The following is a 25,475-nucleotide window of genomic DNA, read 5'->3' on the forward strand; positions in this document are numbered from 1 at the left end:
TTTCCTATTTTTTGGCGGTTTCCCGCTTCTTTACAAAGAAGTTTAACACCGTCAGGGCGGATTCACATTTTTCCCATGTTGGTAATGGGCAGGCAACATCATCGCGGAGGAAGCTGTTTTTTACGCAATCTTTGGTGAGACCTTTAGTAACGGTCATGAAACTGTTTTGATAGAAATCTTTGAAGTGACCAGCGATAAATGAGCATATAAGACTAGAAAGCAAATTATCACTCATTTTATTGATCTTAGGGGTTGCATAAAGATATTCCAGGAGTGCTCTAAGCCGACCATGAAAATCCTCAAGGCTGCTGTCGCCGTGTAAGATCTGATGCAGGTATAGAAGGATATCAAAAAGGTTTTCACGCATAAAAGGGATAATTCCCAGCGGAAACACGGCATGAGTTTTATGAAGGCTTTTGGAGTAGATGCGCTGAAGCTGAAATTCATAAGGAGTATCGTTAATGTTTACGATCTTCTTGTAATGCCCGAATTTTATCCAGTCATGTGCGTTCTCATCAGAAAAATCGGGTATTGTTCTCACAATATCCTCTGCGGAGAAGGTGTTCATGATATATGAATAGGTGGCGTTGATGAAAAGCATGATGTCATAAGCAAGTTCAGTTGATGAAAGGCAAGCTTCATAAAGCTTTTTAACCAGTCTGGAAAAGAATCTGTTATCAGAGCGCACTAAAAGGGCAACGGAAAAGTTATTGTTCCATAAGTGGTTATTTGTGCAGTCAGGAAAGACGTGCTCAGGCTTCTGCTCTGCACCAGAAGAATTTCTAATGAGTTCTTTGAAGCATGAGGAAATCTTATCATTGAAGGAAAAGGAACCATCACATAAATACATATTTAAACTTTTATACTTGAAAACAGGCGCGGTGTGTATTACTATCATATTGTCTTGTTGGACAGATGATGAGAAGCTTTTCCAGGGCATTAACTCATCATCTTTTTTTGTCCTTACCTCCAAATCGAATTTAGTTTAACACTTTAATATCATGATAATTTTATCACATTTTAAAATAACTGAATAACTAAATTCATAAAAAACATAAGGATTAATAAGTGAATGATAGTCTTAACTTCCAAAAAAAATTGCACTAAGTAATATATTTTTTATGATCAAAGGACAAAATATTATGATTATTTCATGATGTTTTGTCCTTTTTCCTCTGTATTATCATCTAAAATTATGATATAATACTAGTGTAAGGTTGCACTAAATATTTTGAAGAAAAGGGTGATAATATGTATTACAAGGAAACTGTCAAAGTGCCTGATGAAAAAGGTAAAATTAATGTTATGAAGAAGGGTAAAAGCTGTTATGTTCGTTATCTTCTGGAGACCAAATATGTGCCTGAAAAAAAGTATGCAATTCCTAAATTTGCGATCATTGGCAAGCTGTCTGATGACCCCAGTATGATGTTCCCTAATGAAAACTATGTGAGATATTTTGGGACTGAGGCGTTCTCTGAGGAATCACAGTCTGAAAGAAGCAGCTGCCTCAGGAGCGGCACATTCATGGTCCTTTCCGAGCTGGCAAGAGAGCTCAATCTTAAGAAGACACTTGAAAACCGGTTTGATGACAGGGATGCTGCACTTATTCTGGATCTTGCTTTTTACTCAATCATTACGGAAGGAAATCAGTCTCAGTATTATCCGGATTATGCATATAATCATCCGTTGATGACTGAAGATATAAGATTTACAGTGATTCTAAGATTTCAGAGTTTCTTTCATCAGTTGATTATAATCAGATTCAGGGTTTTCTTGATGACTGGAACCATGATCGTGATCATGGTGAAAGAATATATATTTCTTATGATTCAACCAATAAAAACTGTCAGGCAGGGAATATAGATATGGTCGAATTTGGTCATCCTAAGGTGGACAGGGGGCTGCCGGTTGTCAATATTGCTATGGCTTATGATACAAATAATGAGATTCCGCTGTTTTACGAAGAATACCCAGGCAGTATCGTTGATGTTTCACAGTTAAGATATATGGTAGAGAAGGCATCAGGATATGGATACAGAAACATTGGCTTTATTCTGGATAGGGGTTATTTCAGTCGCACCAATATCCATGATATGGATAAGGCAGAATATCCATTCATAATTATGGTGAAGGGCCAAAAGAAGCTTGTCAGAGAGATCATCATTGACTGTAAGGGAAGCTTTGAAAGTGACAGAAAAAGCCTGATCAGACCATACAGATGCTATGGAAAAACGGTAGCCAGAAAGCTCTATCCTTCAGATTCAAAGGACAGGTATTTTCATCTGTACTATTCCCATGAGAAGGCAGCAGCTGAAATGGCAGTATTCGAGGATCAGATTGAGGAAATGCAGAAATATTTGGATTCTCTGTCAGGTGAGAAGGTCACGCTAGCCGAAAAGTATAGTAAATATTTTCACATCGAATATCACAAAGATGGGACGTTTGTTTGTGCGAGCGAAAAAACATCAGTAATAGAGAAAGAAATCTCTCTTTTTGGATATTACTGCATAATATCGTCTGATCCTATGACTGCAGAAGAAGCTCTTACCATTTATAAGAGCAGAGATGCTTCTGAAAAGCTTTTTAGAGGGGATAAGTCATATCTTGGTGGCGCAGCACTACGGGTTCATAGCAGTAAGTCTGTGAGAACAAAACTATTCGTTGAGTTTATAGCTCTGATTATAAGAAACAGGATGCACACAAAACTGAAAAAGGAACAGAAAAACCTGAAAAAAAGGCTTAATTATATGAATGTACCAGCTGCGGTTAGGGAACTTGAGAAAATAGAACTGATGAGATGTTCTCAGGGAAACTATATTCTTGATCATGCGCCAACCAAAACGCAGAAAACAATTCTGAAGTCTTTTGACATTGATGCAAATGTTATGAAAAGACGAAATCGCAGTTTATGCGAGATGCTAGAACATGTATCGAAATAAGATAAAATATGTATTAAAGAGGCTATCCTGCATGGCGAAGAAGGAAGATAGCACAAATCATACTGTAGAAAGTGAAATATTTCTCCATATAAAGATTTAATACCTATTTAGTGCAAATATCATTGGAAGTTAAGATGATAGAATTCACGTTAGAAATATCTAACTGGAATTTCGGAAATCAATTGACGAATTGTAAACTATTGAATATTTTGTCTGAAAGTAGTTGCAGGCAGACTGATTTAGATATATATTTAACATGTTCTTTGGAACATGATGAGTGATACTTTACCAGAGCTTACACTCATCTTTTTTTTCGCTTCCTTTTGATGATCTTCATTGCATTTTAACATCTTTTAGATAATTGTTAAGTGAAGGACTTACTTCCAAATCACTCACTACAGGCTGTAAGGTAAGTTTGCATTTCATGGGTGTTAGAATTGTTGAAGAAAAAAGTTGACACCATATATGACACCACCTATAATAAAAATAGGAGGTATAAGAGATGTCAAAATGGGATAAACTGATAACACGTATATGCAATTTATCGAAAGACCTCCGGTTTGATGAACTGCGGAAAGTATTGGAGAGTTACGGATATGAAATGAATGCTCCGAGAAGCGGAAGCAGTCATTATACGTTTAGAAAGCAAGGATGTATGCCGATTACGATACCGAAGCACGAACCGATTAAGAAAGTGTATGTGGAAATGGTGCGGCAGATTGTAGAAAGCGAGGCGAAGAATGATGAAGACGCTGAATGATTATATGGCAATGTCCTATCGTATGGAAATTGTAGAAGACAAGGATGAAGGCGGATTTGTGGTTTCTTATCCGGATTTGCCTGGCTGTATTACATGTGGAGAGACATTGGAAAGTGCGGTGGCAAATGCATTGGATGCGAAAAAGGCATGGCTGGAAGCAGCATTGGAAGAAGGTGTGGAGATTCATGAGCCGGACAGTCTGGAAGACTATTCCGGGCAGTTCAAGTTGAGGATTCCACGAAGCCTGCACCGGTCACTGGCAGAACATTCGCAAAGGGAAGGAATCAGCATGAACCAGTATTGCGTATATCTTCTTTCTAGAAATGATGCATTGTACTCGAAATAACGGTTGTGCAGCGGCTTTATTAGTCATAATAATGAAGTGCCAATATATTGGCAACAGAGAATCAGTGAGCCAGAATAATATATGTAACAGAGATAAAATGTCGGCTGAAAAATTATAAAACTTAAATAAAACTGTTTAAGGATGACTATGACGAAGCCGAATTTGAATAAGGCACTCTAAAGTCCGAAACCAAAGTGTTATACATGGTTTTGGACTTTTTTCTTTATCTGGAATGATGGAGGAAAACGCCAACCGACGTCAGTCGCCCGGGGATGAATTCCGCAAAAAAACGCGTGTATCTGCTCAGAATTACACATATTTCTATAGAAGGAGCTATATCTTAGATATCAATGGTTTTGGCTTTAATGGCATTGGTTCATTAGAAGAATACTTTGCTTATGATATTGATGAATACTACGCGTCCATACAAATGGGATTGCCTGCTTTATATTACCTTGGTAGAGATCATCCGCCTCATCCGGAAATTTGGATCAATTATTTCTTGCGTATGGTGTTATTGTACTCTCAAAAGGTTTGTGAACTAGTGGAGCAATTGTATTTATAAAACAAAGGGGAAATCAAAAAGCATTTGAAATCATAACCATTCTTTTGAGAAAGTGCTACACTAGAAGTAAGGAGATGGTTTTATGAAACATAAAGTCAAAGCAAAAGTAAAAGTTGAGAAACGTGGTCTATTTGGGAAAAAATATGTTTATGAAACACGGACGATTTGGGTTGATGATCGGACTTATCGGAAGTTAAAACGGCAAGGTAAATATGAGCCAATAACGATTGATGATATGATGATCATGGATGCTATTTTTGATGATTAAAGGGCTTTTAAAATCATAATGAGGAGCGTGGATGGATTCACGCTCTTTTTTGATGCTGTTACATTTTTCAAAATATTGTAATAAACCCTTGACTTGGAGTTAACTCTAAGTAGTAAAATAGAATCATGAGGTTAAGGGTTTATCTCTCATCAGTTCATGAAAAGAAGATTTGTATGCGTGAATAATACCTAAAAAGAAAGGATACATCGTATGACTATTAAAGAAGTATGTGATCGGTATGATATTACACCAGATACTCTGCGTTACTACGAAAAAGTCGGCGTGATTCCGAAAGTGCATCGTACCCAGGGCGGGATTCGTAATTATACAGAGCAGGATCTCAAATGGATCGAAAATGCGATTTGTATGCGCAGTGCTGGGGTACCGATTGATTTGTTAATTGAATATGTCAGACTCTTCCAGGAAGGGGATGACACCTTTAAGGCAAGAAGGGATCTTCTAGTGCAGGCGAGAGTGGATGTTCAGGCGAAACTTGATCAGTATCAGGCGACGATGGAAAAACTCAACTACAAGATTGCAAATTATGAAAAGGCCATGCAGACAGGTGTTCTTTCCTGGGATGATGAAAATATAGATGACTGTACTTGCTCTAAAAATACACAGTGATAAACCTCAAAATTGAAAGGAGATAACTATGCAGAATTTTGATTATCAAACACCAACAAGATTAATTTTTGGAAAAGATGTCGTAGAGAAGTTACCAGAAGTGATGAAACCTTTTGGCAAAAAGATTCTTTTAACTTACGGCGGCGGCAGTATTAAAAAGATTGGTCTTTATGACAAAGTAAAAGATCTTTTAAAAGATTTTGAGATCTATGAATTATCCGGCATTCAGCCTAACCCTAAGTATGATCCAAGCGTTTTAGATGGCGTGAAAATGTGTAAAGAACATGATGTGGATGTTATTCTTTCCGTTGGCGGAGGCAGTGTTTTAGACTGTTCCAAAGCGATTGCGGCGGGGGCTAAATATGATGGTGATCCATGGGATCTCATTACCGAAAAGGTGAAAGCCCAGAGCGCATTGCCAATTGTCGATATTATTACCTTAGCTGCAACCGGCAGTGAATACGACTGCGGCGGCGTTATTTCGAGAACTGATACCAATGATAAGATTGGCTATATGGATCCGTTGCTTTTCCCAGCTGTTTCTTTCTTAGATCCAACCTATACCTTTACCGTTTCTAAAAAGCAGACCGCTGCCGGCTGCGCGGATGCGATGAACCATATTATGGAACAGTATTTCTGTGAAGATTCGACATTATTAAATGATGGCTTTATGGAAGCAGCTTTAAAGAGCTTAATGGTCAATGCCCGTAAATGTTTAGATAACCCAGAAGATTATAATGCCCGTGCGGAAATGATGCTTGACTGTACATATGGCTGTAATGGTATTTATTCATTAGGAAACAGCGGTTCATCTTGGCCTTGCCATGGTATGGAACATGCCTTATCTGCTTACTATGATATTACCCATGGTATTGGTTTAGCAATTATTACACCAAGATGGATGCGTCATATCTTAAATGAAAAGACCGTTGGCCGTTTTGTGAAATACGGTGTCAATGTCTTTGGTATTGATGCCAATAAGGATCCAATGGCTATTGCGAACGAGGCCATTGATGCCACTTATAAATTCTTTGAATCGATTGATATCCCAATGCATTTAAGAGATGTTGGTATTGATGAAAGCCGTATTGATGAAATGGCTAAACACGTTGCCGATAACGAAGGGCTCGAAGAGGCTTGGGCCCCATTAACCCAGGAAGATATCGCTGCCATCTTTAGAGCATCATTATAAAGGAGAACACAATGAGTAAAGTGAATTTAGGCGCTAAACCATTAATGTATCCTCAGCCCGTATTAATTATTGCCACTTATGATGAAAATGGCGTTCCTAATGCGATGAATGCGGCGTGGGGGATTACCACTGATTATAAAGAAATAACCATTAGTTTAGCAGATCATAAAACGACGGATAACTTAAAAGTGCATAAGGCTTTTACGGTATCCATGGGGACCAAAGATCAGGTCACGGCTTGTGATTATGTTGGCCTTGTCTCTGGTAAAAAAGTACCTGATAAATTTGCGAAAGCCGGTTTTCATGCCACCAAAAGCAGCTTTGTCGATGCCCCATGCATTGATGAATTACCACTCACCTTAGAGTGTAAAGTGAAATCTTATGAAGATGATATTTTAGTTGGCGAGATTGTTAATGTATCCGCTGATGAAAGTATCATCAGCAATGGCAAGGTTGATATTTACAAACTGCAGCCAATCAGTTTTGATCCTTTCTCAATGTCTTATTATGGTGTTGGCGAAAAAGTTGGTCATGCCTATAAAGATGGCATGAAATTAAAATAAGCAAGGCCCAGAACACAGGTTCTGGGTTTTCTTTTGCATGCATTGCCTTACCAAATGGGCAGACAGAATATATCGCAACTTAAGTGCAGGAGGGTTAAGATGGATACGAAATTTTCTTCAGCCATTCATACGCTGATTCTCATATCGGAATCAGAAAGTCCTATGAATTCCAATCAAATTGCCAATAGTGTAGGCACTAATGCCAGCTATATCCGTAAACTGACGACCCGTTTGAGTAAAGCGGGAATGATTGCCGGCAGCCGCGGGAAAAGCGGGTTTACCTTAATGTGCAAGCCTGAAGATATTACCTTTTTGGATATTTATCAAGCTGTAATGGAGACAGATTCTATGCATCTTTTTGATTTGCATCAGAATCCTAATGATGCGTGTATTGTCGGTCATAATATTAAACCAGTATTAGGATCGATGTTTCAGGAGACTGAGCAGGAGCTCACACGAAAATTAGAAAAGATGACCTTAGCGGATTGTATTCATAAGATGAAAAAGCATATTCAAGAAAACGAGGAGAAAGACTCATGAAAGCAGCACTTTTCACAAACAAAAATGATAAAGATTTAGCAAGCAAAGACATCCTCACACCTGTCTGCGGCGATCATGAGGTCCTTATTACCATCAAAGCCGCGGCGGTGAATCCCCTTGATTTACTAATCATGAATGGTGATATTAAATTAATCGTGCCTTATAGTTTGCCATTAGTCATGGGCAATGAATGTGCCGGCGTTGTGAAGCAGGTAGGAAAATCGGCCAGCAGGTTTAAAGTCGGGGACCATATTTATGGCCGCTTACCGCTTCATCACATTGGCGCTTTTGCGCAGTATATCAGCGTGTCTGAAGATGCCATGGCACTTATGCCAACATACCTTTCATTTGAAGAGGCAGCGAGCGTGCCATTGACTGCGTTAACAGCCATGCAGGCTTTTGCCGTGATGCACGTGAAAGCCGGTGATTCGCTCTTTATTTCCGGTGGTACGGGCAGTTTAGGAGCAATGGCTATTCCCATTGCCAAGCATCTTGGTTTACATGTATATACCAATGGAAATGGCGAAAATGAAGTGCGGGTACGCGCGTTGGGCACGGAAAAGTTCATTGATTATAAAAAGGAAAATTACGTTAATGTCTTATCTAACGTCGATCATGTCCTCGATACGTTAGGTGATCGCGAATTACCAAATGAATTTGCAATTCTTAAAGAAGGCGGACATCTTGTTTCATTACGTGGGATGCCTAATCGTCGCTTCGCGAAAAGAATGGGCAATCTTTTGGAAAACAGCTGCTTTTTGGCTTTGCGGATCGTAAATTCGATCGTATGGCTGCCAAAAAGCATCAGACGTATGATTTCCTCTTTGTGCATGAAGATGGTCAGCAGTTAGAAAGATGTACCAACTTTTTTGATAAAGATCATCCTTTAAAAACGTCGATCGATTCGGTTTATACATTAGATCAGATCAATGAGGCGTTAGCGCATGTACGATCTGGTCATTCAAAAGGAAAGACGATCATTCGCATGGATTAAGCGTACCTTTTTCATCAATTCAGGTTCCCATCACTTTGAGACATGGTATAATAATGGTCATATGGGGGAAATGAAAGTGAAAAAAGTATTATCTATGATGCTCGCTTCGCTGATGTGTATTGGCAATCTTAGCACTGTTTCAGCAGCGCAGAAACTGCCAAAAACATTATCACAGAAAGAAATCAATGAAGCGATTGCGAAAACAAGAAACTATCAAGGGAAAGAGCATGTTTATGTCGGTATTGGCGGACATGTACAGGTAACGAATGAAAAACAAAAAGGGACCGTGACCTGGCTAAGCAGTAATGATAAGGCGATTGTGAAAACAAACAAGAAGGGCGCGATGGTAACCGGCGTGAAGAAAGGATCAGTGCGCCTGTCACAAGTGTTCTATAAAAAAGGAAAAGAAGAAAAGAAACATAATAACGACTTCGAAAATAAAGAGAAGCTCGCTTTTTACTATACCTCTTTATCTTTGAATTTAGGGGATCAAGTCACCATTCAAACAAATCAGCAAGCGAAGCTAAGCAATAGTCATAGCGATGTTGCAAGGCTTAATGAAAAGGGTACATTAACGGCGGTAAAACCAGGGACCTGCGTCATTACTGCAACTTATAAACATGTCGTTGGGGATACGGCTGATCAAAAAGAAGTGACGGAAACAGCGCGGTTAAAAGTAACTGTCACAAGTAAAATCATCAAAACTAAGACGATGAAGGCGACGGTCAGCGATCCGCAAATTGCGGAAAAGATTATTTATTGTGTTCCTAACAACTTTGAAATTGAAAAACTGCCGATCAAAGGTGTCAGTAAACAAAGCCGTAAACGGATCTATGTCGATACGCATGGCGTGAATGAAAAAGCCAAGTATCCGGCAATTGCCAGCTTACAGGGGAAGATCATTACCAAAGCGAGCGATCAGGGCAAAGTGCGTATTCGTTATGCGGTTAATGCCCCATGTAAGATTTATGTTGATGGTTTAGTGCTCAAAAGACGAATGATTATTTCTAAATTGAAATTTGATAATTTAGAGAAGACGATTCTTTTAGCCAATCAGAAAAGTCACTTCTCTATGTCAGGGATGAGCGGTCAGACACCTGTCACGATGACGCCGCATAATACGTCAGCGGTAACGATGAATGATCATCATCAAGTGACAGCCCATCATTTAGGGAAGATGGATATGACCATCAAAGGTGATGGTTTAACCTATACCCGTCAGTACTGGTGTGTGAACAAACGTACTTATAAGCTTGTTCATGATGCTTATGCGTTAGCCCGCACCAAGCCGCGTTTCTCTTTAGGCCGAACCGGATCAACGATTGACTGTTCAACTTTTATTTGGCGTACGTATAAGAAAAATGGGATCAACTTCGGCAGTAACAGTGCACCGGTCGCGGCGAATATTGCGAAATATTGTCAAGCCCATGGGCGGCTCTTTAAAGCGCCAAAGACGATTGATGCTTTACGTCCGGGAGATATTATGTTTATCTCTTCGCATAAAAATGGTCGTTTTAAAAACATTACGCATGTCGAAATGTATATCTCTTCAGGTACGGATTTAGGAGCGCGTGGTCCTTCGACAACACCTTATTTGAAAAAGGCTTATGGTTCGGTAGTCGAAGGCGATGCTATTACCGATAACTTAGTAGCGGTTGGCCGCTTGAAATTATAAAGGTCTGCTTTGGCAGGCTTTTTACGTACAAGAAAATCGTTTATACTATAAGCGAGGTGAATTATATGAATTTGTATATCAAAGAAAGAAATGAGTTATTAGCGAAGCAGGTCATTACGCATTTACAAAAACGCAATATGACTGGTTATTATGCATCGAGTAAGGAAGAGGCATTGCAGATCGCTTTAAGGCTGATTCCTGAAGGGAGCTGTGTCGCCATGGGCGGCTGTGAAAGTGCCCGTGAGATTGGTTTAACAGATACTTTAAAAAACGGTCATTACACTTTTATTGATCGGCAAAGGATGGTGAAACGTGAAGGCTTATTAGCTGGTTATGGAGCGGATGTTTTTATTGCGAGTGTCAATGCCATGAGCAGTGATGGTGTCCTTGTTAACATTGACGGCAATGCTAATCGTGTTTCTTATATTGCCCAAGGGCCAAAAAAGGTGATCTTTATTGTCGGTATGCAAAAAATCTGCAGCGACGTTGATCAGGCAATGAAAAGGGCTCGCAACGTCGCTGCGCCTATTAATGCGCAGCGTTTCGATGTGCAAACGCCATGTAAGAAAACCGGCTCATGCTTAAACTGTTTATCGCCCGATACGCTTTGTTGTCAGTTTCTCATCACTCGCTATTCGCGGCATCAAAATCGCATTCATGTCATCTTGGTTAATGATCATCTAGGCTTTTAAAAAACCTGAGGAAATCCTCAGGTTTTACGATAAGTACTGATTGAAGAAAGCAGTGATGTCATCAAAAGGAATGACATGATTCTCACCGCCATCATATAAATCCGTATGGGTTGCGTTAGGGACAATCAGTAACTGTTTATTGTCACCAGTTAATTTTTTAAAAGTATCTTCACCCATATAACGGCTATGGGCTTTTTCACCATGAACGATTAAAACGGCATTTTTTAGATCCTCGGGATGCGCTAAAATAGCATTGTTCATCCAGCCAGTCTGTGCCTGCATCAGCCAGCCATCATTCGAATTGACAGAGCGTGGATGATAACCACGTTTCGTCTTATAGTAAGCACTATACTGTTTCACAAAATCAGGCTGATCATCAGGAGCAGGGTAGTTAAAGCAGCCGCCAGCTTTGGCATACTGTTTTGTGGCATATTCCTTTGTGCGCATCGCTGCAATCTGTTTTTTACTTTCATAACGATCTGCGGCGGTGCCTTGATCAAAATAGCCCCAAGCGCCAACACGCGGCATATCATACATGGTAATGGCTGCGGTGGCTTGAATACGCGGATCATTGGCAGCGGCGTTTAAAGAAATACAGCCCCAGCCGCAAATACCAATAATCCCAATTCTCTTTGGGTCGACAAGATCAAGATTAGAAAGGTAATCGACCGCTGCCTGATAATCTTCGGTATTGATATCTAAAGAGAAGACATCACGTAATGTACCGCTCGATTCACCGGTAAAGGAAGGATCAAAAGCAATCGTTAAAAAACCGCGTTTTGCCATTGTCTGCGCATAAAGACCGCTGGCCTGTTCTTTGACGGCGCCAAAAGGACCGCAAATCGCTAAAGCAGGCAGTTTGCCTTCATAATGTTTTGGCGTATATTGATCAGCTGCTAAGGTGATGCCGAAATGGTTGGTAAAGGTGATTTTCTGGTGATCGACAAGATCACTTTGTGGGAAAACTTTATCCCACTCTTGTGTTAACTGTAATGAATCCATAGGGAAACCTCCTTGTTTTACAGGAATATTATAAAATATAGAGTTATATTACAAAAACGCTTAAAAATTATGCTTGCTATGCTTAAAAGCTATGAAAAAAATATAGTTTAGATTCAAAAATATGCGAATATAAGGAGATAAAATTATGCTTTTTGAAATTGACAAGCGATTGTTCGCTTATTACAATAATAGTAATCAAAGAAATGAATACGATCACAGGATATAAGAAAAAGATTTATCACAAACAAATTATGCATGAGACAAATATGTGACTTGAACCCTATAGAATTACGGAGGTGTTTTATGGATGTATCCTATAAAAAGCAATCTTTAACCTTTATTGGTTATCATACGTTCATTGATCCGCAAAAAGGCTATGAAGAATGTCCCGCTTTTTGGGAGCAAGGCTACCGCCAGCGTTTTGCGCATCTTTACAATACTATGACACCCGAAAATGCTTTAGAGCAGGCGATGTTAGATAATCATATTGGAGCTTATGGCATATGTTTGATGAAAGATGGTAAGCTTGATTACTGGATCGCTGGTTTATATTCCGGGGGAGAGGTGCCTAGCGGTCTGGAAATATTGGAAGTGCCAGAAAGCATTTTTGCGATGTTTACGACGCAGGGACCACTGCCAGATAGTTTGCAGTCTTTAAATACCGAGATTTATGAAAAATGGCTGCCCAGTGAAGGGCTCAAACATGGCGCAATGCGTGACATGATCATTGAAGTGTACAGTGATCAGGATCCTGCATCACCAGCTTACGAATGTGCGATTTGGATGCCCGTTTTAAAAGGTGCACAGCTGTAAAGAAAAAATACAAATAATCATAATTTACTACGTTTTGGGAGGATCGTTTATTTTATGAATATTGTAAATATGCAGAAAAATCAGGAAATGATGAAAAATATTAAGGATATAAAGGCAATTATTGATGATGCCAAAAAACATAAGGATAAGCATGCGCTGACCTTACGTAATTGGCTGCTAGGTAAAACTCTTGTAGAAAAGGAATTTATCAAGCAATTTCATCAGGAAGGACTTTACTATTTATCTCACGAACTCATGCGTGTATATGGAGAAGGTTTTCAAATTGAATTTCTTTTAAACTGTATCCATTTTTATAAGCTATTCCCACAGTTTTCCAAAGACTATGCTTTAAAGAAGCCATTATTATCATGGCCGCATTACCAGCTTCTTTTACAGGTCTATGATCAAAAACAAAGAGCGTGGTATGAGCAGAAGGCGCTGATCCGTCAATGGGATACACGGAGTCTGCATTGGAATATTCTGATTGATTATTATGCCCAGGCGCATAATCGTTCACCGCAACGTGAAGAGAGCGTGCCGAGTCACTTATATGATGAAACCATCAATTATGAAAGTGAAGAGAATAACCTAAATATTCTTTCTGCTTTTTTACAAAATCTTAATGACTAGAGAGAAAGCTGAGGCTTTCTCTTTTTTAATGGAATATCCTTGACGATTTAAATGTAATATATATTATAAATAAGAAAAACAAGGAGGGATGAGCAATGTCGTTACAAATGGAAAATGCGGAGGCATTATACTTAAGAGGTATTCGTGATGGAGAAGTAGAAGAAGTTGTCCCTGATCGTCAGGAACTGACTAACTCCGGAAAATTCTAATCAAAGGCCAGTGATGGCCTTTTTAAAATGTAAAAAAGGTAAGAAACATATCATATTCCTTTTTTTGTTTGAAGGCTTATTGTGGCCTTTTTATGGCTCTTGTAGAATGAAAGGGAAAGGAGGAATTCTATGGACATACAAAACTTTCGCAAAGCCGTTTTCGCCATTGCAATTCCTGTCGCTTTGCAGTCAATGTTACAATCATCGTTCTCGATGATTGATCAGGTCATGGTCGGTCAGTTAGGCAAAAAAGCGATCGCCGGCGTAGAAATCGCTGGGAAGCCAGCCTTTATCTACGCTTTTATCGTCAATGCTATCTGCACCATTGCCGGAATAATGATTGCCCAGTATATCGGGCAAAAGGATCACTTATCAGAAGAAAAAGCTATCACCGTGAATGGTTTAGTCACCATTGTCTTTGGCTTTCTATTTACCGCTATTTCATTAGGCTTTACGCGACCGTTTCTTCATCTTTTTACCAAAGATGAACAGGTGATTCGCGAAGGGATGAAATACTTACGCATCATTGGCTATTCCTATATCCCATTAGGTTTAACAAGCTTATTAGCCGTGCCGATTCGCACCCATGGCAAGTCTCCCTGGCCGCTTTATGTCAGTATTCTCTCTGCCATCATCAATACCAGTCTCAATTATGTTTTGATCTTCGGCCATTTTGGGATGCCGCAATTAGGCATCACCGGCGCCGCAATTGCCAGCGTCATTTCTCAGCTTGTCAGTATGATTCTACTTACTTTCTTATTTTTGAAACTCTATGGCGCTTTTCATCCATCTCTTGCCTTGGGCAAAAAGCGCACCAAACAATATATCAAAATGTTAGCACCGGTGGTATTAAGTGAATTTTTATGGACGTTAGGGCAGAGTATGAATACTTTTGTCTATGGGCATATGGGTACCAGCGAATTAGCCGGCATGTCCTTGACGGGACCCGTGCAGGGCATGCTCATTGGCGCTTTAAGCGGTCTTTCTCAGGCGGCAGGTATTCTCATTGGTCAGTCCCTTGGGGAAAAACACTATGAAGAAGCTTATCACCATAGTAAAACTTTAATGCGTTATGGCTTTATTGGTTCGGCTGTTTTAGCTGTCGCTTTACTTATTTTCCGCACCCCCTACGTGGGTATTTATCAGGTTGATCATCATGTGCAATCGATCGGTTCTTCCCTGCTTTTGGTATTTGCCTTTCTGATGCCTATTAAAGTCGAAAATATGATCTTAGGCGGGGGGATTATTCGCAGCGGCGGTCTTACCCACTATATTATGTTCATCGATACGATTGGCACTTGGGGGGTAGGTGTCCCATTAGCTTTGCTTTCTGGCCTTGTTTTCCATTTACCGATTGTTTCTGTTTATTTGATTTTGTCGCAGGAAGAAGTTGTCAGACTGATTATTTCGATTATCATCTTCCGCTCCAAGAAATGGATGCATACGATCAATTAATAAAAAGTACGCAAAATGATAATTCTTTATTGAATTAAAAGAGAAATCGTGTCTATACTAGAGGCAGAGAAAGGAAGGCGTTTTATGAACGAAGATTTTTTCTGCCTCGATGATCATGATCATAAAGATCAAGTCATCTTTTATAAAAAGGATCGTGCAATGTATGTCAGTGAAAGCTACATTGAAGATATTTTTGGACAAAAAGATATTTGGCGCTCCCACTGGTGTGGTTTAACACGTGATTATAATACCTTATTTGGACCTTTTGCAACCTTACGCAGAGTCTTAGTGGATGCCAATGATTATTTAGAAGATCTCAAGCAGTATGACCTTAATAAAGTGAAGCATCCAGAAATCTTAAAACATATGCGGGCATTCTTTGAAGAAGCCGTAGAGCGTGATGAATATGTCTTTGTCCGTGAAGTCTAATCCTTTGTTTTTGTGATACAATAACAAGGAAAGGATGTGAAATCATGGCTATTCAACCATTAAATAAAGCGCACAGCACTCTTTATGGCCAAATCTATGCTGATGCTTTTAACGGTTCACCATGGTATGATCATTGGCAGGTCGCTGATGCGATCATTCATGTTGAAGAACTCATCCATACACCAACCGTTTATGGCCTAGAGTATGTTGCAAATGGTGAGGTCGCAGGCTTTATCTTAGGCTCATCGATGTTATTTTCTTATGGTCGCTTTTTTGAGATCAATGATCTAGCGGTCGCGCCTGCGTATCAGCACCAAGGCATTGGCCGGGCCTTATTAGAGCAGTGTTTGGCTGATCTAAAGAAGCAGGGGATCGTTGGTGTCCATCTGATTACCCAAAGCGAGGGCGCTTTACCCGCATTTTATAGTAAGTATGGCTTTACCAAAGAGAATGTCGTTATGCTGATGGGAAAGTCATTCAAGTAATCGTGCGTAAACACGATTATTTTTGAGATGAACCGATTACGGAGTCTGATCCTAGCAATCGGGCGATCTTATAGGCATAAGGGGCTTTCAATAATTCCATTATATAGGCTATTTAAAAGCCTAAGTTTCAATCAAAAAGGTGATGAATGGAGAACGCATTCATCACCTTTTTTTCACTAACGCTCTTTAAGAACATGAATAGTAGAGATGCCATATTTCTTTAAAATCGCGATTGTTTGCGCATTGATGACTTCCCCCGGGACAATTGGTAAAATAGCTGGCGGACAGCCAATATGACAGCGCACGCAAATGCGTCCGATACATTTGTCATCGACAGTGACTTCCTCTTCTAAAGCAAAAAGAAGTTCATAAGGCTGATACTTTACTTCTGGAAGGTCTGTTTTGAAACTTTCTTCTTTGTTTTGAAGATATTTTTCATCATGAGATAATAAAGTAAAGGCGCGTTTAATGCGCCACAGATCGTCATCACTATTAAGCGGTGATAACATCATCACGACAAAGTCTGGATCGGCATATTCACATTCAATATGTAAAGCGGTTAATGCCTGCATCAATGATGCGCCCTGATGAGGGACGGAGATGGTGATTTTTAATGGTTCACTTTCTCGTAAATGAAAACCTAAGGATTTGATCTCTTGTTTTAATGTATTGACTTTTAAAGCAAATTGTTTATAAGCATCAGGATGGGTGATCAGCCACTTATTAACTTTGTCCATGGATTCCATAATCAGATAAGAAGGGCTGGTTGAGCCAAACATCACGCTGTCATCTCTTACTCTTGAAGAGAGCTGTAAAAGCATCTGCGGCGCCTGTTTACTGATATGAAGATAAGCGGCGCCGGTAAGGGCTGGTAAGGTTTTATGGGCAGAATCGCAGGCTAAATCTGCGCCGGCATCAAGCGGATGCATAAAGGGGGCATTCATGAATTTAAGATAAGCGCCATGGGCATTATCGACAAGTAGCAGGATATGATGCTGATGGCATATTTTAGCGAGGCTTTGGATATCAAGGATATTTCCAAGATAGTCAGGACTCGTCAGATAAAGAGCGCAAGGACGTGTTTCTAAAGTAGAAAGTGTTTCTTTTAGGGCATTAGGAGTGATCTTACATTCACATAAGGAATCATGATCTAAGCCATTTAACCACTTAATGTCAAATTTTAATAACTCTGCGGCATGGATGAAGGTCTTATGCGCATTACGGCCCGCTAAAATCAGGGGACGATTCGTGTGGCTTTGGTAATGATAGGCGCAGGCTAAAGCGCACATCGTTTTGATGCACTGGGAAGAGCCGCCCGCCGCATAATAGGTATGATAAGAATCAAAGAGCGCGGTGGCGATCTCTTCGCTTTGTAATAGGATGCCTTCTGCTTCATAGAGGGAATCAGCGCCGGTGATTTCGGTAAGATCATGGGCATAGATGGCCTCGTGCTGATGGGTGGGATCGATCCCTTTATGACCAGGCATATGAGCGCGAACAGGCTTACTTTCCAGATAGTCTTCGATAAAGTCGGCTACGGGGGTATAGGTTTTATGGACTTTCAATGTCATCATCCTTTCGATAGTCTAATGAAAACTACCAAAAGATTTTCTTTTGGTAGTTTAACTGATATTTTAATTTGCACAATCATCAGATGAGCAATCACTGCAGTCATCATCAGCTAAGTTGCCTTCGCCAACAGAGAAGTTCGCTGAGGTATAGCCGTGTCTGACGGAACCATCGATGCCTTCTAAGTCTTCGGCCACTTGCAGCATGATTGCACATTCCATACGCTTACGGAATAATTCACAGCCATATTCATAGATGCCTTTGACACTGCCGGTCGCATGGTAGGCATTGGCTGCGCAGCCGCCGGAACAGTACAGTTTTGCCCAGCAGTCCTGACAGTCAGGACGCGCATACGCGTTGCAGCAGCGGAAATCTTCCTGCACTTCATGATTAGTCACACCGTGGTAGATATCCCCTAATTTGAATTTTTCTTCACCCACGAACTGATGGCAAGGGTATAAGTCACCCCAAGGGGTTACGGCCATATATTCCGTTCCCGAGCCGCAGCCGGAAATACGTTTATAAATACAAGGTCCTGATTTAAGATCGATCATATAGTGATAGAAGGTAAAGCCTCTTCCTTCCCGATCCCTTTTCAACATTTCTTTAGCTAGTAATTCATACTGCTCTTTAATGACTGGTAAGTCTTCTTTCGTTAAAGCGAGAGGATCATCAGGTTTTGAGACCACTGGTTCCATTGATAATTCGGTGAAGCCAAGATCAGCCATATGTAACACATCTTTTGTGAAGTCCGTATTGTTATGGGTGAAAGTGCCTCGCATATAATAGTTCTTGCCGCCGCGGGCTTTCACAATTTTCTGGAATTTAGGAACAATCTGATCATAGCTGCCATGACCTTTATAGTCTACGCGAGTACGATCATGAACTTCCTTACGGCCATCTAATGAGAGCACCACGTTGCTGATCTCTTTATTACAGAAATCGATCACGTCATCATCAATGAGCATGCCGTTAGTTGTTACGGTAAAACGAAAATGTTTCCCAGCTTCTTTTTCTTTCGCGCGGGCATAAGCCACAATCTGTTTACAGACATCCCAGTTTAAAAGGGGTTCACCGCCAAAGAAGTCGACTTCTAAGTTACGTCGTGAACCAGAGTTTTCAATTAAGAAATCAATGGCGCGTTTCCCGACGTCTAAGCTCATTAAGGCTTTTTCACCATGGTATTTCCCTTGACTGGCAAAACAGTATTCACAGTTTAAATTACAGGTATGGGAAACATGTAAACATAAGGCTTTGATCACCCCAATATTTCTTTTCTTGAATTCCCCAGCAAGGGGTTCATAAGTATCTGGGGTAAATAATTTATGATTATTTTTTAAGGTTGTAATATCTTCAATGCAATAGTGAATATCTTCGGGAGTTACATCGGGTCTGTCCCCATATTTCTCCATGATTGCCTTCACGATTTCTTCTTCCGGGTGATCAGGATACATGGCAATGATGTCATAAGCGACATCATCAACGGAATGTACTGAACCTGAGCACGTATCGAGAACAATGTTGTAATTGTTCAATTTATACTGATGTACCATTTATAATTCACTCCATTTGTTTATTTTTTTCATAATTGTCTGGTTAGACAATAAAAGAACCGCCTTAGCGGCGGTATCAGAAATGTGCCTAAAGACAACTATTACTTCGTTTTTTCACACTGCTGGTTAGCAACACCGCAGCTTGTTTTACAAGCACTCTGGCATGAAGTCTGGCATTCGCCGCATCCGCCAGTTTTTGCACTTGCGCAAAGGTCTTTAGTTTCAAGAGTTTTAATTCTATTCATAATGATTCTCCTCCTCATTTAGAATTTAATCTTTCACAAGAATTGTAGCACATAATGATATTCCAGACAATACACAACTCGGTGATGACAATTGAGTTTGTAGATCATGTCTTTGCTGATAGGACTCTGCATATGGCTTATATTTCAAAAGGTATAGACGATCGGATAAGTGTATGACTGTTGCAAAGTTTGATAAATATTTGCTTACTTAATGAGCAATGTGATGAAATCCCCGCTAAAACAATTTGTTTTGCTTACGATGATCTGAAATTTATAAAATATCCAGCCACTTTTGTCGAGCGTGAAGAATTCGATGAATGACAATTGTTTTGTTTTCTTTATGAACTTTATAGAAGATGATATAGTTTTTCACAAGACATTTTCTAAAATCTTTACATTTAAGATAAGGATCATCAACGCGTTCATAACGTTGAGGCATACTAAATAAGCCTAAGATCGTATTTTCTGTGTCATTAAGTAATTCGTCTGCAATACACGGCGCATCCAAATTGTGAGTGATATAACGCAAGATACCTTTTAAATCCTTTTGATAGGCTTCAGAGACAATAATTTTATAATTGTCCATTTTTTAAGTCCTCTCTTAAGCTTTTCATAGAATCTTCAAAACTTAAGGTACGACCATTTGTAAAATCGGCTTCACTTTGCTGTAAAAGCTGATAGAGTTCATATCTACTCATAAATTCGTTATACAGTTCAATGCTCATAACAGCAAGATCCCCACGACCGTTCTTAGTAATAAATACAGGTTCACTGGTTTCGTGGCAAAAGGAAGAAATTTCATTGTAATTATTACGTAAATCTGTACTTGACTTAATGTTTGGCATAAGAGCACCTCCCTTAATCTAAAGAAATTATATCATTATATCTTTAGATGATCAATTATTGAAGAGAGGGTGATTTCCGAAATTCCAGTTAGAAGTGAATTCTATCATTCATTTCTCAATCCTTATTTTTAAATGCGATATCATTATTATGTCAAAGTGTTAAACTCGATTCGATTTGAAGGTAAGGACAAAAAAGATGGTGAGTTATGGTCTGGAAAAGCTTCTCATCATCTCTCTAACAAGACGATGAAGAAAAAGATAAGTCCCCACAAGTGAGGACTTTGAATGTTAATAACGACAAGCAAATTTTAAAGTCTTTTTCTTGCCATCAAAGGTGAAGACAAAGCGATAGTTTTTCACGTGATCGACATTTTTATAAGGCATGGAAAATAAGTCAAAGCCATAACCAACGGCATCATACTTCTTTAAAGCTTGATCAGAAACAGTAATGCGACGATATTTGCTTTGCATATTAAAACTGCCTTTCTTCATCAGCTTTTGATCACCATACAGTGCCACATTTAAATGTTTGACCTTACGTAAATCAATCTTGTATCTAGTCTTAAACTGGCGCACATAGAAGTTGACTTGATAGGTATCACGTTTCTGATAGTTTTTTGTCTTCGCTAGGATAATCGCTTCATTATGATAAAGCAGTTTGGTCTTTTTACGCTTTTCTTTTAACGCTGGGGGTGTATAGGTATCTTCATTAATATGTTTGATACCCTGGGCATGATTATTCTTTAAAAAAATGCCTCCCACCATTAAAAAACTAAGAACTAAAGCTAATAATTTTTTCATATAATCGCCTCCTAAGGTTATTGTAGTAAATAAAATATAAATTTGTGTACTAAAATTCTTAATAATGCTTAAGATATTTCAAAAGGACCAAAAATAGTCATATAATAAGTAGAGAAAGAAGGGATCTTATGGGGGATTACATTATTTATATGGGCGTGATCGATCAGGACATTAAACATATTTTAGCGCATGATCATTTGATGATGAGGCCGGTTTCTAAGGAAAACATCGCATCATGTTTACAGGATCATCCTTTGCTTTGCCTTTGTGTGAATCAGGATGTGAAAGTCATTCAGATGATCAGAGCTCTCTCTTTTGTGCCCTTACTTGTTTTAACATCTCAATGTGATGGCAAAATCATTCATGATTATTATGAAGCGGGTGCGGATGAAGTGGTATCTTCATCCATCCATCCATCCTTGCTTGTCAGATCAAAGCCTTTATCAGACGTACTCGTGACTATCGATTGTATCAGGAATACTTAATTGCTGGGTCATTAAAGATTTCTTACTTTGAGCAGGTGGTGATTAAAGAGGAAAAAAGGATTGCGCTTACCTATAAAGAACACCAGGTACTGCTTTATTTTGCAAAGCATCAGGGAGAAATCATCTCTTTATGTGAGTTATGTGAAGAGGTTTGGCATAAACATTATTATAAAAGTGATAGCTACACGATCATGACATGTATCCGTCATTTAAGAGATAAGATTGGGGAGGATCTCATTATTACAATTTATGGGCAGGGCTATGTATTGAAGGTATAGCTTGAGGAAATATGAAGATATTGTATAATAATGCAAAAAGGAGAATTTTATGAACTATCCTCAAATCATAGAAACCAAACGTTTCCTATTAAGACCATGGGAAGAAAAAGATGCCACGCTGTTGTATCAGTATGCCTCAGATCCTGCGATTGGGCCACGCTGCGGCTGGAAAGTGCATACATCGCTTGATGAGTCACGCCTTACGATCAAACAGGTTTTACAGGTGCCTGGCACTTATGCAATCACATTAAAAGAAGGAACACTTATTGGCTGTATCAGCTATAAAGAGACAAAGGATGCTGATGCATTAGAAATCGGCTGCTGGTGTGCACCTGCATACTGGGGGCATGGCTACATGCCGGAAGCGGTGAATGCTTTAGTAGAAAGGGCTTTTAAGCAGGAGATAAAAGCTTTACGCTATTGCTTTAAAAAAGACAATAAACAATCACAGCGTGTTGCGGAAAAGTGCGGTTTTGTCTTTGAGCATGAAGAAGAGACATACATGCCTTTGATTGATGAAACATGGGATTTAGTCGTGATGTATAAAAGGAGATAAAGCAATGAAACATTTAAGAAAAGATCATTCTTCACAGCTGATTTTTATGACAGCTGATCAGAGATTAGCGATTGATGAAAATATTATTGAGGAAATCTTTGGTCGAGATGAAGTTGAAAATCAGACCTGGATTGGTTTAACTGAAGATTATAATGATTTAGATGGTCCTTTTGATGCGATCAATCCTGTTTTTATCAATAGTGAAACCTATTTAAAAGACTTCTGTTTTTATCGCGGGAAAAGTTCTCATCAGGATGTTCTTGAAAAGATGATCGCTTTCTTTGAGGAGGCGAAAGCGCACCATCAAAAGATTCAGGCCTTAGAAATAGGAGAATGATATGATGACAATCATGATTATTGAAGATGAAGAAATGATTCGTGAAGAACTTTCTTCTTTATTAGAAAGTGCAGGGTATAGTGTGATTGCGCCAACGGATTTTCAGAATGTCACGAAGCAGGTATTAGACGTAAAACCAGACTTGCTGTTATTAGATATTCAGCTGCCGGGGGTGAATGGGGAAGTCGTGTTAAAAACCATTCGGGAACATTCCTCTTTACCAGTCATTATGGTCACAAGTCGTAATACTGAGATTGATGAAGTGCTATCGATGAGTTATGGGGCTGATGATTATATCACCAAACCTTATAATCCAACATTACTGTTATTACGAGTACAGGCAGTTTTAAAAAGAACTCAGAATGTGAAAAATGAAGAGATCACGTATGAAGATATTCATGTTGATATGAAAAAAGGGGTCTTAAAGACAGGAGACCATGAAGAAGTGTTAACGAAAAATGAAATGCTGATATTTTCATATTTATTAAATCATCGCCAGGGCATTGTCTCACGTGATGAACTGATGACCACTTTATGGGATCATAAGGAATATATCAGTGATAATGCCTTAACGGTCAATATCTCCCGTTTACGTAAGAAGCTCAAGAACTTAGGCCATGAAAATGCTATTGAAACCCGTAAAGGGCAGGGGTATATCTTGGCATGAAACGTTATCTCTTAGATCATCTCGTTTCGCTTATCATTGTGATCCTAATGATGGCTTTAAGTTACTTTATGGCTGATGCTTTTCAAACTTCAAGGCAGTTTATTTATGGGATGTTAGTGGTGGAAGGGATAGGCTGTTTGAGTCTTTTTCTCTATGACTTTTTACGGAAACATTTCTTTTATCAGGACTTACATAACAAACTTACCCATTTAGATCAAAAGTATTTACTCAATGAAATGTTAGAGCGTCCCCGCTTTTATGAAGGACAGGTGCTTTATGACACCCTCTATCAGGCTAATAAATCGATGAATGAACACTTAGCAGAATATGAACGTGAACTGACTGATTATAAAGACTTTATTGAAATGTGGATTCATCAGGTCAAAACCCCCATTGCCTCGTTATCTCTCTTATTACATCATGAACATAATCAGAAAGCTTTAACCCAGTTAAATCGGATTGAGAATTATACCAGTCAGGTGCTTTATTACATTCGTTCTCAGTCAAAAACCAAAGACTATCTCATCAAAGAGGTGAATCTTAGTGATGTGGTCAATCATGTTCTTGTCCGTAATAAAGATGATTTATTAGCTTATGGTTTTGACTTTCAGATTGACCCTTTAGATGTTAATGTTTATAGCGATGCCAAATGGTTAGAATTCATTTTAGATCAGATTGTCTCTAATGCCATTAAATATCGTAAAGAGCATCCTGTCTTAAAGATTTATACCAAAGAAGATCAGGATCATCTCTCCTTAATGATTGAAGATCATGGCCTTGGTATTAAAGCCAGTGATCTGCCTCAGGTCTTTAAAAACTCTTATACCGGTTATAATGGTCATATCGAATCGAAGGCGACCGGCATGGGCTTATTTATTGTGAAAAAGCTTTGTGATGCCTTAGGTCATCAGGTATCAATTGATTCTAAGGAAGGATCTTATACGATTGTCACCATAACCTTTGGCAAACATGATTATTTTATAAATTAAGCTGTTTACCCGCATGGGCAAACAGCTTTTTTACGATAATTGCTTAAACCATTTGGCCAGGTGCTGATACTCAGATTCTAGGCAAATACAGTAGAAATCCATATGGGCGTCTTCATCCGCAAAAGGAATCGAAAATCGATGGCGACGCATTCCTAGAATACGTATTGATAAATCGGTGGAGAAGGTTGGAAGAGAGGATGTATCAGCTACTTCGATCAGGGATTCAGAGCCGGAGAGTAAAAGGAATTTAGATTGTGGCATATGTTTTCTGACAATCGCATCCCAGACCCCAACTTCAGAAACCATCAAAAAGCTTTCGCCATTCATCTGTGCAAAAGTGACACTATTTTCATAAGCATACTTATGCTCTGATACGAGGCAGGCACACAGCTGCTCAGAGCCGCAATGTTTAGAATAATAAAGTTCATCCTCAAGGGGATGTGTAAGGATGATCATTTGATAGGTTTTGTTATTGAGACCTGTGAGCAGGGACTGCTCATCAGCCATTTCTGTAGATATGGCCATTTGCGTGAAGGCTGCTGTCAGTTTTGGGGTTAATTCCAGCAGTGGTCCCGGAGCGCAGGAGCCAACGGTGATCGTTTTATGGCGACGATCGGTCAGCCGTACCTGCTCTTCCATGGCTTCCTGCATCCGCAAGATATTTTCAGCATATTCCGCTGCCACTTTTCCCGTCTCATTAAGATATAGTCGCTTTTTCTCCCGCGCAAACAGTTTCACACCAAATTCTTCTTCAAGTTTATGCATCGATCTCGTGAGCGTGGGCTGAGTGAGATGCAGGGCTTGGGCTGCCTCAGAGAGAGTGCGATGCTTTTTGAAAGCCACAAGATGTTCTAAAAGATATGTATCAATCATAATAACCTTCCTGTAAATATACGTGATACGTATATTATAATACGAAAGTTCAATTTTACAATACAGTAATATCGGGATAAGATGTAGCTGTAA

General features: G+C 39.4%; 34 protein-coding genes. 25 read left to right on the plus strand and 9 right to left on the minus strand.

Annotation, left to right across the window (positions count from 1 at the left end):
* Window positions 1-4: 4 nt before the first annotated feature.
* On the minus strand, window positions 5-850 hold the full coding sequence (locus SG0102_RS06580; protein ID WP_125119209.1) for a hypothetical protein: 846 nt from the start codon (window positions 848-850) through the stop codon (window positions 5-7).
* A gap of 401 nt (window positions 851-1,251) precedes the next feature.
* On the opposite strand from SG0102_RS06580, the gene SG0102_RS15565 reads away from it, so the two are divergent.
* From SG0102_RS15565 to SG0102_RS06640, 14 genes are all read left to right on the plus strand, one after another.
* Window positions 1,252-1,863 (plus strand): hypothetical protein, encoded by a 612-nt coding sequence (locus SG0102_RS15565; RefSeq protein WP_197715083.1) that lies wholly within the window; start codon window positions 1,252-1,254, stop codon window positions 1,861-1,863.
* A complete protein-coding gene (locus SG0102_RS15570) occupies window positions 1,761-2,939 on the plus strand; it encodes an IS1634 family transposase (protein ID WP_456298646.1) in 1,179 nt (392 codons plus the stop codon). The genes SG0102_RS15565 and SG0102_RS15570 overlap by 103 nt, the downstream gene beginning before the upstream one ends.
* Before the next feature lie 502 nt (window positions 2,940-3,441).
* Window positions 3,442-3,699 (plus strand): type II toxin-antitoxin system HicA family toxin, encoded by a 258-nt coding sequence (locus SG0102_RS06590; RefSeq protein WP_055054195.1) that lies wholly within the window; start codon window positions 3,442-3,444, stop codon window positions 3,697-3,699.
* Window positions 3,700-3,721: 22 nt separating this feature from the next.
* A complete protein-coding gene (locus tag SG0102_RS06595; RefSeq protein WP_231999868.1) occupies window positions 3,722-4,045 on the plus strand; it encodes a type II toxin-antitoxin system HicB family antitoxin in 324 nt (107 codons plus the stop codon).
* A gap of 232 nt (window positions 4,046-4,277) precedes the next feature.
* The gene (locus SG0102_RS15575) at window positions 4,278-4,610 is read left to right on the plus strand and encodes a hypothetical protein (RefSeq protein ID WP_197715085.1); all 333 of its coding nucleotides are present in this window, start codon (window positions 4,278-4,280) and stop codon (window positions 4,608-4,610) included.
* A gap of 82 nt (window positions 4,611-4,692) precedes the next feature.
* Window positions 4,693-4,878 carry a hypothetical protein gene (locus SG0102_RS06605; protein ID WP_125119210.1) on the plus strand — a complete coding sequence of 62 codons (186 nt, stop codon included), beginning with the start codon at window positions 4,693-4,695 and terminating at the stop codon, window positions 4,876-4,878.
* A 210-nt stretch (window positions 4,879-5,088) separates the two neighbouring features.
* The gene (locus SG0102_RS06610; protein WP_125119211.1) at window positions 5,089-5,505 is read left to right on the plus strand and encodes a MerR family transcriptional regulator; all 417 of its coding nucleotides are present in this window, start codon (window positions 5,089-5,091) and stop codon (window positions 5,503-5,505) included.
* A gap of 28 nt (window positions 5,506-5,533) precedes the next feature.
* A complete protein-coding gene (locus tag SG0102_RS06615; RefSeq protein WP_125119212.1) occupies window positions 5,534-6,697 on the plus strand; it encodes an iron-containing alcohol dehydrogenase in 1,164 nt (387 codons plus the stop codon).
* A gap of 11 nt (window positions 6,698-6,708) precedes the next feature.
* Entirely contained in the window at window positions 6,709-7,260 is a 552-nt protein-coding gene (locus tag SG0102_RS06620) for a flavin reductase family protein (protein ID WP_125119213.1), read from the plus strand.
* A 99-nt stretch (window positions 7,261-7,359) separates the two neighbouring features.
* A complete protein-coding gene (locus tag SG0102_RS06625) occupies window positions 7,360-7,800 on the plus strand; it encodes an Rrf2 family transcriptional regulator (RefSeq protein WP_125119214.1) in 441 nt (146 codons plus the stop codon).
* Window positions 7,797-8,651: an NADP-dependent oxidoreductase gene (locus tag SG0102_RS06630; RefSeq protein WP_231999869.1), complete on the plus strand. Its 855-nt coding sequence runs from the start codon at window positions 7,797-7,799 to the stop codon at window positions 8,649-8,651. The genes SG0102_RS06625 and SG0102_RS06630 overlap by 4 nt, the downstream gene beginning before the upstream one ends.
* Window positions 8,588-8,794, plus strand: coding sequence for a zinc-binding dehydrogenase (locus SG0102_RS15665; RefSeq protein WP_231999870.1), 207 nt, complete (start codon window positions 8,588-8,590; stop codon window positions 8,792-8,794). Before SG0102_RS06630 ends, SG0102_RS15665 begins: the two co-directional genes overlap by 64 nt.
* Window positions 8,795-8,870: 76 nt before the next feature.
* Window positions 8,871-10,469: an NlpC/P60 family protein gene (locus SG0102_RS06635; protein WP_157982989.1), complete on the plus strand. Its 1,599-nt coding sequence runs from the start codon at window positions 8,871-8,873 to the stop codon at window positions 10,467-10,469.
* A 65-nt stretch (window positions 10,470-10,534) separates the two neighbouring features.
* Window positions 10,535-11,161, plus strand: a complete 627-nt coding sequence (locus SG0102_RS06640) for a lactate utilization protein (RefSeq protein ID WP_125119216.1) — start codon at window positions 10,535-10,537, stop codon at window positions 11,159-11,161.
* A 24-nt stretch (window positions 11,162-11,185) separates the two neighbouring features.
* On the opposite strand, the gene SG0102_RS06645 is transcribed toward SG0102_RS06640, so the two are convergent.
* Window positions 11,186-12,163, minus strand: a complete 978-nt coding sequence (locus tag SG0102_RS06645) for an alpha/beta hydrolase (protein WP_125119217.1) — start codon at window positions 12,161-12,163, stop codon at window positions 11,186-11,188.
* A 303-nt stretch (window positions 12,164-12,466) separates the two neighbouring features.
* On the opposite strand from SG0102_RS06645, the gene SG0102_RS06650 reads away from it, so the two are divergent.
* From SG0102_RS06650 to SG0102_RS06670, 5 genes are all read left to right on the plus strand, one after another.
* Window positions 12,467-12,976 (plus strand): GyrI-like domain-containing protein, encoded by a 510-nt coding sequence (locus SG0102_RS06650; protein WP_157982990.1) that lies wholly within the window; start codon window positions 12,467-12,469, stop codon window positions 12,974-12,976.
* Between the two features lie 54 nt (window positions 12,977-13,030).
* Window positions 13,031-13,606, plus strand: coding sequence for a DUF1016 N-terminal domain-containing protein (locus tag SG0102_RS06655; RefSeq protein WP_125119219.1), 576 nt, complete (start codon window positions 13,031-13,033; stop codon window positions 13,604-13,606).
* Window positions 13,607-13,944: 338 nt separating this feature from the next.
* A complete protein-coding gene (locus SG0102_RS06660) occupies window positions 13,945-15,270 on the plus strand; it encodes an MATE family efflux transporter (protein WP_125119220.1) in 1,326 nt (441 codons plus the stop codon).
* An 84-nt stretch (window positions 15,271-15,354) separates the two neighbouring features.
* Window positions 15,355-15,699 carry a hypothetical protein gene (locus SG0102_RS06665; protein ID WP_125119221.1) on the plus strand — a complete coding sequence of 115 codons (345 nt, stop codon included), beginning with the start codon at window positions 15,355-15,357 and terminating at the stop codon, window positions 15,697-15,699.
* A gap of 44 nt (window positions 15,700-15,743) precedes the next feature.
* A complete protein-coding gene (locus tag SG0102_RS06670; protein WP_125119222.1) occupies window positions 15,744-16,184 on the plus strand; it encodes a GNAT family N-acetyltransferase in 441 nt (146 codons plus the stop codon).
* Window positions 16,185-16,360: 176 nt separating this feature from the next.
* Here the strand turns inward: SG0102_RS06670 and SG0102_RS06675 are convergent, their stop codons facing one another.
* The 6 genes from SG0102_RS06675 to SG0102_RS06700 all read right to left on the minus strand — a co-directional run bounded on the left by SG0102_RS06675 (window position 16,361) and on the right by SG0102_RS06700 (window position 21,197).
* Window positions 16,361-17,758 carry an aminotransferase class V-fold PLP-dependent enzyme gene (locus SG0102_RS06675; protein ID WP_125119223.1) on the minus strand — a complete coding sequence of 466 codons (1,398 nt, stop codon included), beginning with the start codon at window positions 17,756-17,758 and terminating at the stop codon, window positions 16,361-16,363.
* Window positions 17,759-17,818: 60 nt separating this feature from the next.
* Entirely contained in the window at window positions 17,819-19,306 is a 1,488-nt protein-coding gene (scfB, locus tag SG0102_RS06680; RefSeq protein WP_125119224.1) for a thioether cross-link-forming SCIFF peptide maturase, read from the minus strand.
* Window positions 19,307-19,407: 101 nt separating this feature from the next.
* Window positions 19,408-19,551 (minus strand): six-cysteine ranthipeptide SCIFF, encoded by a 144-nt coding sequence (scfA, locus tag SG0102_RS06685; protein WP_125119225.1) that lies wholly within the window; start codon window positions 19,549-19,551, stop codon window positions 19,408-19,410.
* Window positions 19,552-19,822: 271 nt separating this feature from the next.
* On the minus strand, window positions 19,823-20,137 hold the full coding sequence (locus tag SG0102_RS06690) for a type II toxin-antitoxin system RelE/ParE family toxin (protein ID WP_125119226.1): 315 nt from the start codon (window positions 20,135-20,137) through the stop codon (window positions 19,823-19,825).
* Complete coding sequence (locus tag SG0102_RS06695; RefSeq protein ID WP_125119227.1) at window positions 20,124-20,396, minus strand: type II toxin-antitoxin system Phd/YefM family antitoxin; 273 nt, start codon at window positions 20,394-20,396, stop codon at window positions 20,124-20,126. Before SG0102_RS06695 ends, SG0102_RS06690 begins: the two co-directional genes overlap by 14 nt.
* A 288-nt stretch (window positions 20,397-20,684) precedes the next feature.
* Window positions 20,685-21,197, minus strand: coding sequence for a hypothetical protein (locus tag SG0102_RS06700; RefSeq protein ID WP_125119228.1), 513 nt, complete (start codon window positions 21,195-21,197; stop codon window positions 20,685-20,687).
* Window positions 21,198-21,325: 128 nt separating this feature from the next.
* On the opposite strand from SG0102_RS06700, the gene SG0102_RS06705 reads away from it, so the two are divergent.
* From SG0102_RS06705 to SG0102_RS06730, 6 genes are read left to right on the plus strand one after another with little or no spacing between them, the layout of a single operon-like run.
* Window positions 21,326-21,682, plus strand: a complete 357-nt coding sequence (locus tag SG0102_RS06705) for a hypothetical protein (protein ID WP_125119229.1) — start codon at window positions 21,326-21,328, stop codon at window positions 21,680-21,682.
* Window positions 21,664-21,960 (plus strand): winged helix-turn-helix domain-containing protein, encoded by a 297-nt coding sequence (locus tag SG0102_RS06710; protein ID WP_157982992.1) that lies wholly within the window; start codon window positions 21,664-21,666, stop codon window positions 21,958-21,960. Before SG0102_RS06705 ends, SG0102_RS06710 begins: the two co-directional genes overlap by 19 nt.
* A 49-nt stretch (window positions 21,961-22,009) precedes the next feature.
* Window positions 22,010-22,516, plus strand: coding sequence for a GNAT family N-acetyltransferase (locus SG0102_RS06715; RefSeq protein WP_125119231.1), 507 nt, complete (start codon window positions 22,010-22,012; stop codon window positions 22,514-22,516).
* 4 nt (window positions 22,517-22,520) lie between these two features.
* Window positions 22,521-22,853: a hypothetical protein gene (locus SG0102_RS06720; protein ID WP_125119232.1), complete on the plus strand. Its 333-nt coding sequence runs from the start codon at window positions 22,521-22,523 to the stop codon at window positions 22,851-22,853.
* Window position 22,854: 1 nt separating this feature from the next.
* Window positions 22,855-23,520, plus strand: a complete 666-nt coding sequence (locus SG0102_RS06725; protein ID WP_125119233.1) for a response regulator transcription factor — start codon at window positions 22,855-22,857, stop codon at window positions 23,518-23,520.
* Window positions 23,517-24,509, plus strand: coding sequence for a sensor histidine kinase (locus SG0102_RS06730; protein ID WP_125119234.1), 993 nt, complete (start codon window positions 23,517-23,519; stop codon window positions 24,507-24,509). The genes SG0102_RS06725 and SG0102_RS06730 overlap by 4 nt, the downstream gene beginning before the upstream one ends.
* Before the next feature lie 30 nt (window positions 24,510-24,539).
* Here the strand turns inward: SG0102_RS06730 and SG0102_RS06735 are convergent, their stop codons facing one another.
* The gene (locus SG0102_RS06735) at window positions 24,540-25,382 is read right to left on the minus strand and encodes a LysR family transcriptional regulator (protein WP_125119235.1); all 843 of its coding nucleotides are present in this window, start codon (window positions 25,380-25,382) and stop codon (window positions 24,540-24,542) included.
* Window positions 25,383-25,475 lie beyond the last annotated feature (93 nt).

The sequence above is a fragment of the Intestinibaculum porci genome, assembly GCF_003925875.1.
In the GTDB taxonomy this organism is placed as follows: domain Bacteria; phylum Bacillota_I; class Bacilli_A; order Erysipelotrichales; family Coprobacillaceae; genus Intestinibaculum; species Intestinibaculum porci.

Bases quoted from the DNA above. Each gene is read 5' to 3' on its own strand.
- SG0102_RS06580 (WP_125119209.1), bottom strand. From the start codon at position 850: ATGTATTTATGTGATGGTTCCTTTTCCTTCAATGATAAGATTTCCTCA.
- SG0102_RS15565 (WP_197715083.1), top strand. From the start codon at position 1,252: ATGTATTACAAGGAAACTGTCAAAGTGCCTGATGAAAAAGGTAAAATT.
- SG0102_RS06590 (WP_055054195.1), top strand. From the start codon at position 3,442: ATGTCAAAATGGGATAAACTGATAACACGTATATGCAATTTATCGAAA.
- SG0102_RS06595 (WP_231999868.1), top strand. From the start codon at position 3,722: ATGGAAATTGTAGAAGACAAGGATGAAGGCGGATTTGTGGTTTCTTAT.
- SG0102_RS15575 (WP_197715085.1), top strand. From the start codon at position 4,278: ATGATGGAGGAAAACGCCAACCGACGTCAGTCGCCCGGGGATGAATTC.
- SG0102_RS06605 (WP_125119210.1), top strand. From the start codon at position 4,693: ATGAAACATAAAGTCAAAGCAAAAGTAAAAGTTGAGAAACGTGGTCTA.
- SG0102_RS06610 (WP_125119211.1), top strand. From the start codon at position 5,089: ATGACTATTAAAGAAGTATGTGATCGGTATGATATTACACCAGATACT.
- SG0102_RS06615 (WP_125119212.1), top strand. From the start codon at position 5,534: ATGCAGAATTTTGATTATCAAACACCAACAAGATTAATTTTTGGAAAA.
- SG0102_RS06620 (WP_125119213.1), top strand. From the start codon at position 6,709: ATGAGTAAAGTGAATTTAGGCGCTAAACCATTAATGTATCCTCAGCCC.
- SG0102_RS06625 (WP_125119214.1), top strand. From the start codon at position 7,360: ATGGATACGAAATTTTCTTCAGCCATTCATACGCTGATTCTCATATCG.
- SG0102_RS06630 (WP_231999869.1), top strand. From the start codon at position 7,797: ATGAAAGCAGCACTTTTCACAAACAAAAATGATAAAGATTTAGCAAGC.
- SG0102_RS15665 (WP_231999870.1), top strand. From the start codon at position 8,588: ATGGCTGCCAAAAAGCATCAGACGTATGATTTCCTCTTTGTGCATGAA.
- SG0102_RS06640 (WP_125119216.1), top strand. From the start codon at position 10,535: ATGAATTTGTATATCAAAGAAAGAAATGAGTTATTAGCGAAGCAGGTC.
- SG0102_RS06645 (WP_125119217.1), bottom strand. From the start codon at position 12,163: ATGGATTCATTACAGTTAACACAAGAGTGGGATAAAGTTTTCCCACAA.
- SG0102_RS06650 (WP_157982990.1), top strand. From the start codon at position 12,467: ATGGATGTATCCTATAAAAAGCAATCTTTAACCTTTATTGGTTATCAT.
- SG0102_RS06655 (WP_125119219.1), top strand. From the start codon at position 13,031: ATGAATATTGTAAATATGCAGAAAAATCAGGAAATGATGAAAAATATT.
- SG0102_RS06660 (WP_125119220.1), top strand. From the start codon at position 13,945: ATGGACATACAAAACTTTCGCAAAGCCGTTTTCGCCATTGCAATTCCT.
- SG0102_RS06665 (WP_125119221.1), top strand. From the start codon at position 15,355: ATGAACGAAGATTTTTTCTGCCTCGATGATCATGATCATAAAGATCAA.
- SG0102_RS06670 (WP_125119222.1), top strand. From the start codon at position 15,744: ATGGCTATTCAACCATTAAATAAAGCGCACAGCACTCTTTATGGCCAA.
- SG0102_RS06675 (WP_125119223.1), bottom strand. From the start codon at position 17,758: ATGATGACATTGAAAGTCCATAAAACCTATACCCCCGTAGCCGACTTT.
- scfB (WP_125119224.1), bottom strand. From the start codon at position 19,306: ATGGTACATCAGTATAAATTGAACAATTACAACATTGTTCTCGATACG.
- scfA (WP_125119225.1), bottom strand. From the start codon at position 19,551: ATGAATAGAATTAAAACTCTTGAAACTAAAGACCTTTGCGCAAGTGCA.
- SG0102_RS06690 (WP_125119226.1), bottom strand. From the start codon at position 20,137: ATGGACAATTATAAAATTATTGTCTCTGAAGCCTATCAAAAGGATTTA.
- SG0102_RS06695 (WP_125119227.1), bottom strand. From the start codon at position 20,396: ATGCCAAACATTAAGTCAAGTACAGATTTACGTAATAATTACAATGAA.
- SG0102_RS06700 (WP_125119228.1), bottom strand. From the start codon at position 21,197: ATGAAAAAATTATTAGCTTTAGTTCTTAGTTTTTTAATGGTGGGAGGC.
- SG0102_RS06705 (WP_125119229.1), top strand. From the start codon at position 21,326: ATGGGGGATTACATTATTTATATGGGCGTGATCGATCAGGACATTAAA.
- SG0102_RS06715 (WP_125119231.1), top strand. From the start codon at position 22,010: ATGAACTATCCTCAAATCATAGAAACCAAACGTTTCCTATTAAGACCA.
- SG0102_RS06720 (WP_125119232.1), top strand. From the start codon at position 22,521: ATGAAACATTTAAGAAAAGATCATTCTTCACAGCTGATTTTTATGACA.
- SG0102_RS06725 (WP_125119233.1), top strand. From the start codon at position 22,855: ATGATGACAATCATGATTATTGAAGATGAAGAAATGATTCGTGAAGAA.
- SG0102_RS06730 (WP_125119234.1), top strand. From the start codon at position 23,517: ATGAAACGTTATCTCTTAGATCATCTCGTTTCGCTTATCATTGTGATC.
- SG0102_RS06735 (WP_125119235.1), bottom strand. From the start codon at position 25,382: ATGATTGATACATATCTTTTAGAACATCTTGTGGCTTTCAAAAAGCAT.